This window comes from Xanthomonas arboricola pv. guizotiae (assembly GCF_002940205.1).
GTDB lineage: Bacteria > Pseudomonadota > Gammaproteobacteria > Xanthomonadales > Xanthomonadaceae > Xanthomonas > Xanthomonas arboricola_C.
This window is the reverse complement of sequence record NZ_MDSK01000042.1, coordinates 21,589-36,180: the sequence shown is the minus strand read 5'-3', so window position 1 is coordinate 36,180 and position 14,592 is coordinate 21,589. Positions and strand designations below refer to the sequence as shown.

The following is a 14,592-nucleotide window of genomic DNA, read 5'->3' as shown; positions in this document are numbered from 1 at the left end:
TCACGCGCTTCGAGAAGTTGGACGTCATGTTCCTTGGATTCCTCAACTTCGTCCTGGTCGTTGATGGGCTTCGGATGTGTTAACAGGCCCTAGTGCAGTGTTGGTCTTGCGCTGCTCCGCCAGCAGTTGTCCCAATAACGGCTTGATACCAAAGATGGCGAACGGCACCAGCAGCCACAACACCGACAGCACGAGGCCGAAGATCGCAGCTGCGAAGTAAATCAGTTCCATGAGTCAGCCTTAAATTAAAATTTTTCGAAAGTTCTCCCGATGAAGGAGTCCGCACGGGGCCTATCAATGCTTTTGCGGAATCAGGTGCTGCCGATCAATTGCGAGGATCGGCGATCAGCCTGGACGGCGAGCCGTACAGAACCAGCACACGGGCGCCTGCCGCAAATACCGGTGTTGCACCCTGCACTACCGTCATCAGTGATCCGTTTTCGGTCTGTACGACGTACTCCATGCCATCCGCACGCGATGCCGAGCGCTCAGCTGCAGCACCGACGATGGCGCCGGCGACCAGCCCGCCAACCGCTCCGACTGCGTTGGCCCGACCACTGCCCCCCATCGATGAGCCGGCAATGCCGCCTACTGCCGCGCCCGCCGCAGCGCCGCCACCCTGGGTGCCATCGATCGAAACAGCGCGCACACTGATCACCGTGCCTGCTACGGTTCGATTGACTTGGCCAATCGAACCCACCGAGTAGCTGTCGGTGCGCACGTTAGGTACGCACCCAGCGACCGCAGCCGTGAAGATGGCCGCGACGATGAGCAACCTCACGGGGTCGCCTGGCTGCTAGGGAACATCGGCTTGCTGACGTCGACCGTTTCCAACGCCTGCAGGAACAGCGCGATGTTGTTCTGGGCAGAGCGATTGATCGACTCGCGAGCGCGGATCACGCCGGCGAACGCGTAGCCCGCCGGCACAGTGCCCGAAGCGCTCACATCCTGGGTGTAGACGATGCTGCCGTTTGCTCGATCGATCAGCTCGTAGCGTGCGATGGTCTTGGTGGTCATGGACGCGCCGAACGACGGTATGTCGATCGCCAGGATCTTCACCGACAAACTCAGCTTTCGCGGTGCGTCGTCACGAAAGATCGCCATCCGGTTGAGCGCCTCAGTCAGGGCGTTCTCCCACATGTCCGGTATTTCGTGCTGCGCCTCAGGCGGCACCTTGCCCTTTGCCTCGTCCGGCCGGGCCAACGTGACCGTGAGCGACTTCAGCTCGGCATCGAGCTTCTTGATGCTGACCCCTACGCCCGGCACCGAGAAGTTGAGCGGCGGATTGGCCGCACAGCCAGAGAGCGCCGCGATCACGATCGCAGCGGCGAGTAGCTTTCTCATTCCACTTCCCCTGTTGCTTCCATTGCGGCATGGGGCCGCACCCCTACAGCTAACGAGATAGTAACAAATGACGCGAATTGCACTAGGGCCTGTCACCACATCCGAAGCCCGTCAACGCCGAGGACGAAGCTGAGACATCCAAGGGGCATGCCATCCAGCCTCTCGAAGCGAGTAAAAATCCGGCGGTAGTCTTTCAAGCGGCGGATTCAGCGTTAACAATTCCTGGCTTCCTTTGCTTTGTCATCAGAGCGAGCAGCCATCCCGTACAAATCCAGCTGCGCGCATCTGCGGTAAGCCCGTTTTTTCAAGGAAACCCGCAGTTGGTGCGAGCGCACCAAGAAAATTCCAATCCGAACGCTGACGTGCCTATCGAACAAACCGTCAGTAGCCGGCTCATACTGCCCTTCTAGCTCTTCCCACTGCGACTCACGAGTCACATCCGCTTTTACCGCCGGAGCCAGCGACGCCCAGACCGCATACACCACGGTATCCAGCGGCTCATTCCGCACGCCTTTCGGCTTTATCCAGGACCCAGGCTCGTTGCTGTAAAACTTCACCGTGAGTCCCTTGCAGCACGCCGGCAGCAGCGCTCCCGGATCAAGATTGATCCAGTCCGGCACCTCATCGCCGCGGCCACCCAGGAAGCGCAGCATGCGCACCATTAGATCTGGGCCTGCCCTTCCGCCTCGGCCTTACCCTTTGCCGTCAGTGCAGCGCTCAGCCAGCCGTAGACATTGTCTTGAGCACCGAGCTGCCCGCGGCCCCGATGCCGCGGTGTATGCCAGGAATGTTTTAGCCTTCATCAGGTCCATCAGGCGACAAATGACCGCTCAGTCAATCGGTGACATCGCCCAGCAATGCACCGAGCGCAAGCGTCGATCCTGGTGACCCCGGCCCGATTCGAACGGGCGACCTTCCCCTTAGGAGGGGGACGCTCTATCCAGCTGAGCTACGGGGCCAAGGTGGGCATTGTCGCACGATCGTTGCGATTGCCAAGCCGGTGGGTGGTCGGTGGGGCCTGCTAAAATCGGCGGCTACCCGTGTCGCGGGAGGCCATGGCCGCCGCGCGACCGTCCCGACCTTTGGAGATCCCATGTCCGCTGACCTGCTCAAGGCGCTCGACCTCGCCGCGTCCAATTCCGGTACCTATCTTGGCGAGGCGACCTGGTCGCAGGCCACCGGCGCCGGGGTGTTGCAGCCGCTCAATCCGACCACCAACGCGGTGATCGCCGAGGTGCAGGCGACCACGCCGGAAGACTACGAGCTGATCGTCCAGCGTGCGCAGGCCGCCTTCAAGATCTGGCGGACCACGCCTGCGCCGCGCCGTGGCGAAGCCGTTCGCCTGTGTGGCGAGGCGCTGCGTGCGCACAAGGATGCGCTGGGCTCGCTGGTGGCGCTGGAAATGGGCAAGAGCAAGCCCGAGGGCGACGGCGAAGTGCAGGAGATGATCGACATCGCCGACTTCGCGGTCGGCCAGAGCCGCATGCTGTACGGCTACACCATGCATTCGGAGCGCCCGGGCCACCGCATGTACGAGCAGTACCAGCCGCTGGGCCTGGTCGGCATCATCAGCGCGTTCAACTTCCCGGTGGCAGTGTGGGCGTGGAATGCCTTCCTGGCGGCCATCTGCGGCGATATCTGCATCTGGAAGCCGTCCAACAAGACCCCGCTGACCGCGATCGCGACGATGAAGATCTGCAATGCGGCATTGAAGGACGCCGGCTTCCCGGACATCTTCTTCCTGATCAACGATGCCGGCACCGCGCTGTCGCAGACGCTGGTCGAAGACGGCCGCGTGCCGCTGATCAGCTTCACCGGTTCGACCCAGATCGGCCGCGTGGTTGCGGAAAAGGTCGCCCACCGCCTGGGCCGTTGCCTGCTGGAGCTGGGCGGCAACAACGCCATCATCCTGGACGAGACCGCCGACCTGAAGCTGGCCATCCCGGGCATCGTGTTCGGCGCGGTGGGCACCGCCGGACAGCGCTGCACCACCACGCGCCGCCTGATCGTGCACGCATCCATCTACGACAACGTGCTGGCCACGCTGGTCAAGGCGTACAAGCAGCTCGACAGCAAGATCGGCGACCCGACCGACCCGGCCAACCTGATGGGTCCGCTCAACAGCCAGGGCGCGGTGGAGCAGTTCCTGGCCTCGATCGCCAAGGCCAAGGCCGCTGGCGGCACCGTCGAAGTGGGCGGTACCGCGATCGACCGCCCGGGCAACTTCGTGCTGCCGGCCATCGTCACCGGGCTGCAGAACAGCGACGCGGTGGTGCAGCACGAGACCTTCGCGCCGATCCTGTACGTGATGAAGTACAGCACGCTGGACGAGGCGATCGAACTGCAGAACGGCGTGCCGCAGGGCCTGTCGTCGTCGATCTTCACCCAGAACCTGAAGGCCGCCGAGAAGTTCCTGTCGGCGGCCGGCAGCGACTGCGGTATCGCCAACGTCAACATCGGCACCTCGGGTGCGGAGATCGGCGGTGCGTTCGGCGGCGAAAAGGAGACCGGCGGCGGCCGCGAATCCGGCTCGGATGCGTGGAAGGTGTATATGCGTCGCCAGACCAATACGATCAACTACTCCGACTCGCTGCCGCTGGCGCAGGGCATCAAGTTCGATCTTTGATCGACGCCGGCAGGCGCGCCGGGCACAAGCTTGGCGCGCCGCGTTGTTGCAACGAGGCTACGGCTGCGGTGGCCCGTGCGGCACAGGCGCCGCACTCAGCCAACCGGTTCTCGTCGTCGCGGTGACAGCGCAAGCCCAGAAACATCGGCGGCTGCGGACGACACTCTCCAGTGCTGTTCCATGCAGAGCACGCCACGTCCTTGCGGAAGCGCAGCATTTGCCCTCGGCGATGCAACACCGGTGCCACGCAGCACCGGCCTGGCTGCTGCCCGCCACGCCGCACGGCGGCAGTTCGACGCCACCGACGGCCGGCGTGTCCGGCAGGATGCGCCTCAACGGGCATGACACGCCCTACCCGCACGATCGACGATTCCGGCCGTTCCCATTCGCCGAAGCAGACCCCGCAACTGCGTTTCGCCGCAAACGGCACGCCTTTTGCCCGGCGGCTCTGGGATAATCGTGCGACGCCAGCCCTCGGCTGCCCCGCCCTTCAAGGAGTTCATGATGAACGTCGTCGTTCGACAGACCAGCGCCATGGCCATCGTCAGCCTGGTCTCGGGCATTCTCGGCTGGACGCTGATCCCGTTTCTCGGCAGCCTCTGCGCCATCATCACCGGCCATCTGGCGCGCGGCGAAATCCGCCGCAATCCGCAGGGGCTGGACGGCGACGGGCTGGCCATCGGCGGGTTGATTCTCGGCTGGCTGGCGGTCGCGCTCTGGGTGGCAGGGGTGGCGATCTTCATCCTGTTCTTCGGCGGCCTGGCCTGGCTTGCGGCCGCCAACAGTTGAGCATGGCCGCGCCCTCCTCCGCCCAACGCTTCAACGACCGCGTCGCGGCCTATGTGCGCTACCGGCCGAGCTATCCAGCGCAATTGCTGCGCTGGCTGCACGAAGAGCTGGGCGTGACGCCGACCACCGCGGTGGCCGATATCGGTGCCGGCACCGGCATTTCCAGCCGGCTGTTTCTGGAAGCCGGTTATCCGGTCACGGCGGTGGAACCCAACCCGGCCATGCGCGCAGCCGCGCAGCAGTGGCTGGCGGAGTTCCCCACCTTCCGCGCGGTCGACGGTACCGCCGAGGCCACCGGACTGGCGGACGCCAGCGTCGGCCTGGTGTCCGCGGCGCAGGCCTTTCACTGGTTCGACGTGCAGGCGGTGCGTGCCGAGTGGGCGCGCATCCTGCAGCCCGGCGGGCTGGCGGTGATCTACTGGAACAGCCGCGAGCTGGACACCACCGACTTCCTGCGCGGCTACGAGCAATTGCTGCTGGACTACGGCACCGACTATTCGGCCGTGGCCGAACGCTATCAGGACGATGCCACCATGCAGGCGTGGTTCGGCGAAGGCTTCCGCGCGATGGCACGCTTTCCGAATGTGCAGCGGCTGGACTTCGATGCCTTGCGCGGCCGGCTGCTGTCTTCGTCGTATGCCCCGCTCGCGCATGACCCACGCCATGCCCCGATGCTCGCCGCACTGCGCACGCTGTTCGATGCGCATGCGCGCGACGGGCTGATCGACTTCCAATACCAGACCCGGGTGTTCGCCGGGGGATTGAACTGACCCGCATGTATTCGCTTGCCCGCCCCTTGCTGTTTTCCCTCGATGCCGAGCGCGCCCACGCGCTGGCATTGCGCTCCATCGATGTCGCCTACCGCACCGGCACCACGCCGCTGCTGGCCAAGCGCCCGGTGCCGCTGCCGACGCCGGCCTTCGGTCTGATGTTTCCCAACCCGGTCGGGCTCGGTGCCGGCCTGGACAAGAACGGCGAGCACATCGATGCGCTGCTCGCGCTGGGTTTCGGCTTCGTCGAGATCGGCACGGTGACGCCGCGGCCGCAGGAAGGCAATCCCAAGCCGCGCATGTTCCGCTTGCCGGAATACCAGGCGGTGATCAACCGCATGGGCTTCAACAACCTGGGCGTGGATGTGCTGGTGGCCAACGTGCAACGCGCGCGGCGGCGCGGCGGCCTGCTCGGCATCAATATCGGCAAGAACAAGGACACGCCCAACGAAGAGGCGACCAGCGACTACCGCTATTGCATGGAGCGCGTATATCCGCTGGCCGACTACATTACGGTCAACATCTCGTCGCCCAACACCGCCGGCTTGCGCGAGCTGCAGGAAGAACAGGCGCTGCGCCGGCTGATCGCTGATCTGCGCGACACCCAGGAAGCCCTGGCCGCGCAACACGGCAAGCGCGTGCCGATGCTGGTGAAGGTGGCGCCGGATCTCAACGATCGCGACATCGATGCGGCCGCGCGCGTGCTGGCCGATCTGGCGGTGGATGGTGTGATCGCCACCAACACCACGGTGACGCGCACCCTGATCGCCAACCATCCGCTGGCCGCCGAGGCCGGCGGCCTGTCGGGCGCGCCGCTGCTGGGGCAATCCACGCTGGTGCTGCGCCGCCTGCGCGCGCGTCTGCCCGAGTCGATCCCGTTGATCGGCGTGGGCGGCATCAACTCCGGTGCGGATGCGGTGGCCAAGATGGCAGCCGGCGCGACGCTGGTGCAGTGCTACAGCGGCTTGGTGTATCGCGGGCCGCCGCTGATCGGCGAATGCGTGGACGCGATCCGTCGCCGCCGCGAAGCGCCCAGCGGCGGTGCGGTGTCGCCGCTATGAGCGATGCAACGCAGGCCGGCTGGCACTTGAGCGAACACGCGCCCCTGCGCGCGTTCAATACCTTTCATGTCGATGCCACGGCGCGCTGGTTGCTGAGCATCCACGCACCCGATGCCTTGCCGCAGGCGCTGGCAGCGCCGGAGATCGCCGGGCAACCGCTGCTGGTGCTGGGCAGCGGCAGCAACGTGCTGCTGGCCGGCGACCCACCGGGCTGCGTGCTGTGTTTCGAAAACCGCGACATCGCCATCATCGCGCACCACGCCGACCACGCCATCGTGCGCGCCGGAGCCGGCGTCAACTGGCACGCGCTGGTGCTGTATTCGCTGCAGCAAGGCCTGTCGGGGCTGGAGAATCTGGCCTTGATTCCCGGCACCGTCGGCGCCTGCCCGATCCAGAACATCGGCGCATACGGCGCGCAGGTGGGCGACTTCATCCATGTGGTGGACGCCTTCGATCTGCATGCCCAGCAGTTCGTGCGGCTGACCGCGGCCGAGTGCGCCTTTGCCTATCGCGACAGCGTGTTCAAGCAGCAGCCGGAGCGTTATCTGATCGTCGCGGTGGAATTCAATCTGCCGCTGCTGCACGAGTTGCGGCTGGACTACGCCGGCATCCGCGAGGAACTGGCCAGCATGGGCGCCGACCTGGCCGGTGCCGCCGATGTGGCGCAGGCGGTGATCAACATCCGTCGGCGCAAACTGCCGGACCCGGATGTGCTCGGCAATGCCGGCAGCTTCTTCAAGAATCCCTTGCTGCCCAGCGAGCAGATTGCAGCGCTGCAGGCCACCTTTGCCGATATGCCGGTCTACCCCGGTGAGCAGCCCGGCCAGGGCAAGTTGTCGGCGGCCTGGTTGATCGAGCAGTGCGGCTGGAAGGGCCGGCGCGAAGGCGATGCCGGGGTGTCGCCGGATCACGCCCTGGTGCTGGTCAATTACGGCACCGCCAGCGGTGCGCAGCTGCTGGAGTTTGCGCGGCGCATCGCCGAATCGGTGCGCGAGCGTTACTCGGTGATCCTGGAGCCGGAGCCGCGCATCATCGGGGCGCATTGGTGACAGCGCAGCAGGCATCACGACGTGCTGCGCTGTGGATGCTCACCAGTACCTTCGCCTTCGGCCTGATGGCCATCTGCATCCGGCTGGCGTCGGGCACGATCGCCACCACCGAGATCGCGTTCTTTCGCAATGCATTCGGCCTGTTAGCCCTGTTGCCGCTGATCCTGCGCGCCGGCAAGGCGCTGCCGCACACGCGGCAATTGCCGCAGTACCTGGCACGCACCCTGATCGGCCTGGCCTCGATGCTGTGCGGGTTCTGGGCGATCGGCCACCTGCCGTTGTCGCAGGCGATCTCGCTGTCGTATTCCACCCCGTTGTTCGTCACCGTGCTGGCCGTGGTGTGGCTGCACGAACAGGTGCGCCTGCGCCGCTGGCTGGCGGTGGCGGCCGGATTCATCGGCGTGTTGGTGATCCTGCGGCCAGGCTCGTCCACCTTTACGCCCGGTCTGCTGATTGCGCTGCTGGCAGCGGTGATCAGCGCCGTGGTGGCGATCCAGATCAAGCAGCTCTCACGCAGCGACGACTCGGACACCGTGGTGTTCTACACCTATGTGTTCTGGGTGCCGATGTCGCTGATTCCGGCACTGTTTCAGTGGAGCTGGCCGCAGGGCATCGACTGGCTCTGGCTGGCGGCGACCGGCATCTTCGGCACCGCCGGCCAGCTGTTCTGGACGCGCGCGCTCAAGCTGGGCGAAGTCTCCGCACTGCAGCCGATCAGCTTCATGCAGCTGCCAATGGTGGCGCTGCTGGGCTGGTGGCTGTTCGGCGAGGCGATCGAACGCCACACCCTGGTCGGTGCGGCCATCATCATCTGCGCCAACGTCTACATCGCCCATCGCGAGAGCGTGCTGGCGCGTCGCGCCGCCACGCACGCACCGCTGGAAGGCGCAAAACCGGGCGAGTGATCGACCGTCTGCGAGCGGCCTGTCCGGCCCGCGCGGTGGCGTGGCGACGATGCCGACGTACACTGCGCTGGTACGCGCTCCCCGGCCATCGAAGGGGCGATGCGCACGCACTTCGTTGACTGTTCCAAGGTGAGGGCGGCATGCCGGTTCCAAGCAAAACCATCGGCCTGATCGACGGCATGAGCTGGGAATCCACCCTGCCCTATTACCGCATCATCAACCAGCGGGTGCGCCTGGCCTGCGGCGGCCTGCACTCGGCCAAACTAGTGCTGTACAGCGTCGATTTCCATGAGATCGAGCGCCTGCAACACGCCGGCGACTGGGACGGTGCAGGCCAGGCGATGGCGGCAGCGGCGGCGCACGCAAGTGTGCGCGACTGATCGGCACCGAAGGCGCAGCCAGCGCGCCTTTCCCGAAGTGCATCCGCCTCGCCGTGGCGGGCGAGCGTGCAAGCTGAGCATTGCCGCACAGACAGTACGGATGACCGAAACGTCCCTGCTCCAGCACGCGCATGCGCGCGACCACCTGCCATAGGATGTCATGCCTTGAAGACCCTTTCCGCAACAGGCACCGCACCCACAAGCCAGCTCACACGCGGCGATTACAAGACGCTGGCCCTGTCCGCCCTGGGCGGCGCGCTGGAATTGTACGACTTCATCATCTTCATCTTCTTCGCGACGGTGCTGGGAGAACTGTTCTTCCCGCCAGGCATTGCGGACTGGGTGCGGCAGTTGCAGACCTTCGGCATCTTCGCCGCCGGCTACCTGATCCGTCCGCTGGGCGGGATCGTGATGGCGCACTTCGGCGACCTGCTCGGTCGCAAGCGCATGTTCGCGCTGAGCATCGGATTGATGGCCTTGCCGACGCTGGCCATCGGCGTGCTGCCGACCTACGCGCAGATCGGCCTGGCCGCCCCGCTCCTGCTGCTGACGATGCGGTTGCTGCAGGGCGCGGCGATCGGCGGCGAAGTCCCCAGCGCATGGGTCTTCGTCGCAGAACACGTGCCTGCGCAGCGCAGGGGGCTGGCTTGCGGAACGTTGACGGCCGGCCTGGCTGCCGGCGTGCTGCTCGGCTCGCTCAGCGCCGGGGCGATCAATCGTGCCTTCACGCCGCAGGAAATCGCCGACTATGCCTGGCGCCTGCCGTTCCTGGTCGGCGGCCTCTTCGGCCTGCTTTCGGTGTATCTGCGGCGCTGGCTGCACGAAACGCCGGTGTTCGCCGAGCTGATGGCGATGCGTGCGGTCGCGCGCGAAACGCCGCTCAAGCTGGTGCTGCGCGATCATCCACGCAGTGTGGCGCAGTCCTTGTGGCTGACCTGGATGGTGGCAGCCGCGGTGCTGGTGGTGTCGTTGATGACGCCGACGCTGCTGCAGAGCGCGTACCACTATCCGGCAGCGGTCGCCTTGCAGGCCAATCTGCTTGCGGTCCTGCTGCAGGCGATCGGCTCGATCGTGGCCGGCGCCTTGTCCGATCGCTACGGCAATGGACGCGTGCTGCTTGCCGGCAGCGTATTTTTGGGAACCAGCGCCTGGCTGTTCTATCGCCTGGCCGGCGATCCGCAGTTGCTGTTTCCGCTATACGCCCTGCTGGGCGCGGCGCTCGGCGTCCTGGGGGCGGTTCCGCGCGTCATGGTCGAAGCGTTTCCGCCGGTGGTGCGCCTGTCCGGCGTGTCGTTCGCCTACAACCTGGGCTATGCGGTATTCGGTGGCCTGACCCCGCTGGTGGTGGTGATGCTGCTCAAGCAGCACCCGATGGGACCGGCGTATTACATGATTCTGCTGGCCGCGATCGGCAGCGTGATCGGGCTACAGTTGTGGCGCCGCGAGCGTGCAAGTCGTTGCTGAGTCAAAGGCAGTACCAGTGTGTGCACCACGCTCGGCACCCGCATGTTTTGCCCACAACGTTCGACGTCAGCGCGGCCGTGCGCTCAGGCCGAGGTGAGATGGCGACGCCAATGCGGCCGCCGTGCGCCGCGAAACATCACCAGATACAGCCCGACCACCCATACCAGCGCGGCCGACCAGCCGCCCAGGATGTCGGAGGGGTAATGCACGCCCAGGTAGATCCGCGACACGCCGACCAGCACCGCGAACCCGCTGGCGGCGATGGTCACCGGCCAGCGCCAGCGCGTGTTCCAGGCCAGCGCGATGACCACCGCGGCGAGCGTCATCGAGCCCATCGCATGCCCGCTGGGAAAGCTGAAAGTGCTTTCCGGGGCGATCGATTCCCACAGGCTCGGGCGGTCGCGCTGGAACACCTGCTTGGCGCCCATGTTCAACAAGGCCGAGCCGCCAAAGCCGAGTGCGGCAAAGGTTCCCTCGCGCCAGCGCCGCAACATCAGCAACGCCAGCACGATGGCGATATCGGCCGGGATCACCCCGTACTGGTAGCCGATCTTGGAAATCACCCCGAAAAACGCATCCAGCCCCGGCGTGGCGATGCTGCGCATGCTCCACAGCAGGGGCTCGTCGAAATAGACGTTTTCCAGTTGGTGGACTTCGTCGGCCAGGTCGACGAACAAGCCCAACGGCAGCAGCACGCCGGCAAACAGCAATGCCATGCGCCACGCATTGCTGCGCAGCCATCCCCTGAAACCGGCCGGCGATTCAGCCGGCGCGGCGGACATAGGTACGTTCGACGTACTGATCGATCAGATCGATGAATTCGTAGGCGATGTTTTCGCCACGCAAGGTGACGCTTTTTTCGCCATCGATGAACACCGGTGCCGACGGCGCCTCGCCGGTGCCCGGCAACGAGATGCCGATGTTGGCGTGGCGCGATTCGCCCGGCCCGTTGACCACGCAGCCCATCACCGCCAGGGTCATGTTTTCCGCGCCGGGGTTGCTGATCTTCCATTCCGGCATCTTGGCGCGCACATGGTTCTGCACCACGCCGGCCAGTTCCTGGAAGAACTCGGAGGTGGTGCGGCCGCAGCCCGGGCAGGCCGTGACCATCGGGGTGAAGGCACGCTGGCCGGTGGTCTGCAGCAGTTCCTGCGCGACGATCACTTCCTGGGTGCGCGACTGCCCCGGTTCCGGCGTCAGCGAGATGCGGATGGTGTCGCCGATGCCTTCCTGCAGCAGCACGCTGAGCGCGGCGGCCGAGGCCACGATGCCCTTGCTGCCGATGCCGGCCTCGGTCAGGCCCAGATGCAGCGCAAAGTCGCAGCGGCTCGCCATGTCGCGATACACCGCGATCAGCTCCTGCACACCGGACACCTTGGCCGACAGGATGATGCGCTCGCGCGCCAGACCCAGTTCCACCGCGCGCTCGGCCGAATCCACTGCCGAACGGATCAAGGCCTCGCGCAGCACGCGGCCGGCATCCCAGGGCGTGGCGCGCTGCGAGTTCTCGTCCATCAGCTGCGCAGCCAGCGACTGGTCCAGCGAGCCCCAGTTGGCACCGATGCGCACCGGCTTGTCGTACTTGATCGCGAACTCGATCAACTGCGCGAACTGCAGGTCCTTCTTCTTGCCGAAGCCGACATTGCCCGGATTGATGCGGTACTTGGCCAGCGCTTCGGCGCAGGCCGGCTCGGCGGCGAGCAACTGGTGACCGTTGTAATGGAAATCGCCGATCAACGGCACCTCGATCCCCATCATGCGCAGCTTGTCGACGATGCGCGGAATGGCCGCGGCCGACTCGGCGTTGTTGACGGTCAGGCGCACCATTTCCGAGCCTGCGCGCCACAGGTCGGCCACCTGCTTGACGCTGCCGGCGATGTCGGCGGTATCGGTATTGGTCATCGACTGGACGACCACCGGGTGGCCGCCGCCCACGGTCACGCTGCCGATCTTGACGGCCTGGGTGATGCGGCGCGGCCAGGCGGTGGCGTCGGCGGGAGGGGTTGGGCGAGTCACGGCGTCGTACATCGCGGTATTTTAGCCTGTCATCGGTCCGCTCACAGCTGAAGCGCTGCGCGGGCCGTCTTCCTGGCCGATGCGACGGTTTGTCGCAGGCCGCCACGCCCCCGAGCGCATAGCATTGCCGTGATGAATTCTTCGGACGCCTCCTTCCTGCGGACCCTGTGCAGCCTGCGCTGGCTGGCCACCGCCGGCCAGGCCGCCACCATCCTGGTCGCCACCGGCCTGATGGGTCTGGACCTGCCGCAGCAACCCTTGTGGGCCGGCGTGGCCGCACTGGCGGTGTTCAACCTGTATGCGCAACTGCGGGTGGCCCACCGCGGCGCGGTCAGCCCGGCCACCGAGTTCGGCCACATCCTGGTCGATGTCACCGTGCTGACCTGGATGGTGGGCTGGAGCGGCGGCATCGCCAACCCGTTCGGCTCGCTGTTCCTGGTGCTGATCGCGCTGGCCGCGCTGGCCCTGCCGCTGGGCTGGGCGATGGCGGTGGCAGCCTCCTGTGTGGCCGGCTATGTGATCAGTGCGGCGTTCGGCCTGCCGCTGCCCTACGGCAGCTTCGACCCGCTCAGCCTGCACATGTGGGGCATGGCCGCCAACTTCCTGCTGTCCACGGTGGTGGTGCTGGCCTTCGCCACCCGGCTGGCCTTGTCGATGCGCGAACGCGAGCGCGAGATCTCCACGCTGCGCGAGCGCTTCGCACGCAACGAGGGCATCGTCGCGCTGGCCACCCATGCCGCCTCGGTGGCGCATGAGCTCAACACGCCGCTGGCGACGATGACCCTGCTGGTCGACGACATCGCCGATCAATGCGACCAGGGCGAATTGCGCGAGGATCTGGACACCCTGCGCGAACTGCTGCTGCAGTGCCACGAGCGCGTGCTGGCGCTGGCCGCGCCGGCCGACAATGGCCATCTCAGCCGCGAGGTGGCGGTCAAGGACGTGCTGGAACAATGGCGGCTGGTGCGCCCGACCATCGAGCTGCGCCGCAACGACGACGCACCGATGCGCCTGCTGCTGCAGCCCGGCGTCAGCCATCTGCTGATGGTGCTGCTCAACAATGCGGCCGATGCCGGCGAACGTGCCGGCCGGCCGCAGATCGATCTGACCCTGCGCGTGGAGCAGGACCATCTCAGCGGCGAAGTCCGCGACTACGGTCCGGGCTTCGACACCTCGCAGGCCATGCTGCCAGGCACCTTGTTCAACAGCGGCAAGCACGACGGCATGGGCGTGGGGCTGGCGCTGTCGCACGCCACCGTCGAGCGGCTGCAGGGCGAGTTGTGGATGCTGCCCGCCGAAGGCAGCGGCGCCCGCGTCGGTTTCCGTCTGCCGCTCTCCGAACACGAGGCACTCGCATGACAGGCACTCCCCTGCGTACCGGCCTGCTGGTCGACGACGACACCTTGTATCTACGCACGCTGCAGCGCAGCCTCGCCCGCCGCGGCGTGGAAACCCTGACCGCCACCGACGCGGCCAGTGCGCTGTCGACCGCACGCAGCGCCCTGCCCGATTTCGCCTTGATCGATCTCAAGCTTGGCCACGATTCCGGCCTGAGCCTGATCCAGCCGCTGCGCGAGATCCGCGCCGACATGCGCATCCTGCTGGTCACCGGCTACGCGAGCATCGCCACCGCGGTGGAGGCGATCAAGCTCGGCGCCGACGACTACCTGCCCAAGCCGGCCAATATCCCGACCATCATGCGCGCGCTGGGCGAAGAGGACGACGAGCTGCCGGAGCCGGACGAGGAAGAAACCGCGCGGGAAATGATGACACCGCTCAGCCGCCTGCAGTGGGAGCACATCCAGCAGGCGCTGCACGAGACCGGCGGCAATGTCTCCGCCGCCGCACGCCTGCTCGGCATGCACCGCCGCTCGCTGCAGCGCAAGCTGACCAAGCGCCCAAGCCCAGCGCCGTTACGCGAACCCGGGCGTTGAGATCTGGCATCGAGACGTTGAACCGTGGTGTTTTTCAGGTGCGATCCAAGGCTGGATCCATTCAACCATGGCGCTGTTTTTTTGACGCGATCCGATGCTTAGGTCAAACGCTTGGTGACATGCACACCGACCACCTCGACAGGTCCTTGCCCGCTCACCGTCGCGGGACCTTACGCGGCATGGATGCCGCGTAAGCGCCTACAGGAACGTACTTGCGGCGTGTCCTGCGATGGTGGGCGGGCAAGGACCCTGCA

15 protein-coding genes, 1 tRNA gene and 2 pseudogenes are annotated in these 14,592 nt (G+C 66.0%); 10 read left to right on the top strand and 8 right to left on the bottom strand.

Going from position 1 to position 14,592, the window contains the following annotated elements:
* Positions 1–42: 42 nt before the first annotated feature.
* The 6 genes and pseudogenes from XarbCFBP7408_RS19345 to XarbCFBP7408_RS19320 all read right to left on the bottom strand — a co-directional run bounded on the left by XarbCFBP7408_RS19345 (position 43) and on the right by XarbCFBP7408_RS19320 (position 2,303).
* Positions 43–231, bottom strand: a complete 189-nt coding sequence (locus XarbCFBP7408_RS19345; RefSeq protein WP_104564329.1) for a hypothetical protein — start codon at positions 229–231, stop codon at positions 43–45.
* 94 nt (positions 232–325) lie between these two features.
* Positions 326–781: a hypothetical protein gene (locus tag XarbCFBP7408_RS19340; RefSeq protein WP_258072218.1), complete on the bottom strand. Its 456-nt coding sequence runs from the start codon at positions 779–781 to the stop codon at positions 326–328.
* Positions 778–1,344 carry a UDP-N-acetylglucosamine acyltransferase gene (locus XarbCFBP7408_RS19335; protein ID WP_104564328.1) on the bottom strand — a complete coding sequence of 189 codons (567 nt, stop codon included), beginning with the start codon at positions 1,342–1,344 and terminating at the stop codon, positions 778–780. Before XarbCFBP7408_RS19335 ends, XarbCFBP7408_RS19340 begins: the two co-directional genes overlap by 4 nt.
* A 92-nt stretch (positions 1,345–1,436) precedes the next feature.
* A pseudogene (locus XarbCFBP7408_RS19330) lies at positions 1,437–1,547 on the bottom strand (IS5-like element ISCARN85 family transposase); the annotation flags it as partial.
* A gap of 9 nt (positions 1,548–1,556) precedes the next feature.
* Positions 1,557–1,997, bottom strand: a complete 441-nt coding sequence (locus XarbCFBP7408_RS19325; RefSeq protein WP_146093793.1) for a terminase gpA endonuclease subunit — start codon at positions 1,995–1,997, stop codon at positions 1,557–1,559.
* Between the two features lie 229 nt (positions 1,998–2,226).
* A tRNA-Arg gene (locus tag XarbCFBP7408_RS19320) sits at positions 2,227–2,303 on the bottom strand.
* A 134-nt stretch (positions 2,304–2,437) separates the two neighbouring features.
* Here XarbCFBP7408_RS19320 and amaB point away from each other — a divergent pair.
* From amaB to XarbCFBP7408_RS19275, 8 genes and pseudogenes are all read left to right on the top strand, one after another.
* Complete coding sequence (gene amaB, locus XarbCFBP7408_RS19315) at positions 2,438–3,970, top strand: L-piperidine-6-carboxylate dehydrogenase (RefSeq protein ID WP_104564327.1); 1,533 nt, start codon at positions 2,438–2,440, stop codon at positions 3,968–3,970.
* Between the two features lie 504 nt (positions 3,971–4,474).
* Positions 4,475–4,759 carry a DUF4190 domain-containing protein gene (locus XarbCFBP7408_RS19305; protein ID WP_016903110.1) on the top strand — a complete coding sequence of 95 codons (285 nt, stop codon included), beginning with the start codon at positions 4,475–4,477 and terminating at the stop codon, positions 4,757–4,759.
* A gap of 2 nt (positions 4,760–4,761) precedes the next feature.
* On the top strand, positions 4,762–5,529 hold the full coding sequence (locus XarbCFBP7408_RS19300; protein ID WP_181106970.1) for a class I SAM-dependent methyltransferase: 768 nt from the start codon (positions 4,762–4,764) through the stop codon (positions 5,527–5,529).
* A gap of 5 nt (positions 5,530–5,534) precedes the next feature.
* Positions 5,535–6,590 (top strand): quinone-dependent dihydroorotate dehydrogenase, encoded by a 1,056-nt coding sequence (locus tag XarbCFBP7408_RS19295; protein WP_039521311.1) that lies wholly within the window; start codon positions 5,535–5,537, stop codon positions 6,588–6,590.
* Complete coding sequence (gene murB / locus XarbCFBP7408_RS19290) at positions 6,587–7,639, top strand: UDP-N-acetylmuramate dehydrogenase (protein ID WP_104564325.1); 1,053 nt, start codon at positions 6,587–6,589, stop codon at positions 7,637–7,639. Before XarbCFBP7408_RS19295 ends, murB begins: the two co-directional genes overlap by 4 nt.
* On the top strand, positions 7,633–8,544 hold the full coding sequence (locus XarbCFBP7408_RS19285) for a DMT family transporter (protein WP_104564324.1): 912 nt from the start codon (positions 7,633–7,635) through the stop codon (positions 8,542–8,544). The genes murB and XarbCFBP7408_RS19285 overlap by 7 nt, the downstream gene beginning before the upstream one ends.
* A 140-nt stretch (positions 8,545–8,684) precedes the next feature.
* Positions 8,685–8,900, top strand: a pseudogene (locus tag XarbCFBP7408_RS19280) (aspartate/glutamate racemase); the annotation flags it as partial.
* Between the two features lie 189 nt (positions 8,901–9,089).
* Positions 9,090–10,388: an MFS transporter gene (locus XarbCFBP7408_RS19275; RefSeq protein WP_104564323.1), complete on the top strand. Its 1,299-nt coding sequence runs from the start codon at positions 9,090–9,092 to the stop codon at positions 10,386–10,388.
* 83 nt (positions 10,389–10,471) lie between these two features.
* On the opposite strand, the gene XarbCFBP7408_RS19270 is transcribed toward XarbCFBP7408_RS19275, so the two are convergent.
* Positions 10,472–11,170 carry a phosphatase PAP2 family protein gene (locus XarbCFBP7408_RS19270; protein WP_104564322.1) on the bottom strand — a complete coding sequence of 233 codons (699 nt, stop codon included), beginning with the start codon at positions 11,168–11,170 and terminating at the stop codon, positions 10,472–10,474.
* A complete protein-coding gene (gene ispG, locus XarbCFBP7408_RS19265) occupies positions 11,151–12,416 on the bottom strand; it encodes a flavodoxin-dependent (E)-4-hydroxy-3-methylbut-2-enyl-diphosphate synthase (RefSeq protein WP_016903102.1) in 1,266 nt (421 codons plus the stop codon). The genes XarbCFBP7408_RS19270 and ispG overlap by 20 nt, the downstream gene beginning before the upstream one ends.
* A gap of 120 nt (positions 12,417–12,536) precedes the next feature.
* Here ispG and XarbCFBP7408_RS19260 point away from each other — a divergent pair, with 120 nt between their 5' ends.
* Both XarbCFBP7408_RS19260 and XarbCFBP7408_RS19255 read left to right on the top strand, forming a co-directional pair.
* Entirely contained in the window at positions 12,537–13,763 is a 1,227-nt protein-coding gene (locus XarbCFBP7408_RS19260; protein WP_181106972.1) for an ATP-binding protein, read from the top strand.
* Positions 13,760–14,338, top strand: a complete 579-nt coding sequence (locus XarbCFBP7408_RS19255) for a response regulator transcription factor (RefSeq protein WP_104564320.1) — start codon at positions 13,760–13,762, stop codon at positions 14,336–14,338. Before XarbCFBP7408_RS19260 ends, XarbCFBP7408_RS19255 begins: the two co-directional genes overlap by 4 nt.
* Positions 14,339–14,592: the final 254 nt, after the last annotated feature.

Bases quoted from the DNA above. Each gene is read 5' to 3' on its own strand.
- XarbCFBP7408_RS19345 (WP_104564329.1), bottom strand. From the start codon at position 231: ATGGAACTGATTTACTTCGCAGCTGCGATCTTCGGCCTCGTGCTGTCG.
- XarbCFBP7408_RS19335 (WP_104564328.1), bottom strand. From the start codon at position 1,344: ATGAGAAAGCTACTCGCCGCTGCGATCGTGATCGCGGCGCTCTCTGGC.
- XarbCFBP7408_RS19325 (WP_146093793.1), bottom strand. From the start codon at position 1,997: ATGCTGCGCTTCCTGGGTGGCCGCGGCGATGAGGTGCCGGACTGGATC.
- amaB (WP_104564327.1), top strand. From the start codon at position 2,438: ATGTCCGCTGACCTGCTCAAGGCGCTCGACCTCGCCGCGTCCAATTCC.
- XarbCFBP7408_RS19305 (WP_016903110.1), top strand. From the start codon at position 4,475: ATGAACGTCGTCGTTCGACAGACCAGCGCCATGGCCATCGTCAGCCTG.
- XarbCFBP7408_RS19300 (WP_181106970.1), top strand. From the start codon at position 4,762: ATGGCCGCGCCCTCCTCCGCCCAACGCTTCAACGACCGCGTCGCGGCC.
- XarbCFBP7408_RS19295 (WP_039521311.1), top strand. From the start codon at position 5,535: ATGTATTCGCTTGCCCGCCCCTTGCTGTTTTCCCTCGATGCCGAGCGC.
- murB (WP_104564325.1), top strand. From the start codon at position 6,587: ATGAGCGATGCAACGCAGGCCGGCTGGCACTTGAGCGAACACGCGCCC.
- XarbCFBP7408_RS19270 (WP_104564322.1), bottom strand. From the start codon at position 11,170: ATGTCCGCCGCGCCGGCTGAATCGCCGGCCGGTTTCAGGGGATGGCTG.
- ispG (WP_016903102.1), bottom strand. From the start codon at position 12,416: ATGTACGACGCCGTGACTCGCCCAACCCCTCCCGCCGACGCCACCGCC.
- XarbCFBP7408_RS19260 (WP_181106972.1), top strand. From the start codon at position 12,537: ATGAATTCTTCGGACGCCTCCTTCCTGCGGACCCTGTGCAGCCTGCGC.
- XarbCFBP7408_RS19255 (WP_104564320.1), top strand. From the start codon at position 13,760: ATGACAGGCACTCCCCTGCGTACCGGCCTGCTGGTCGACGACGACACC.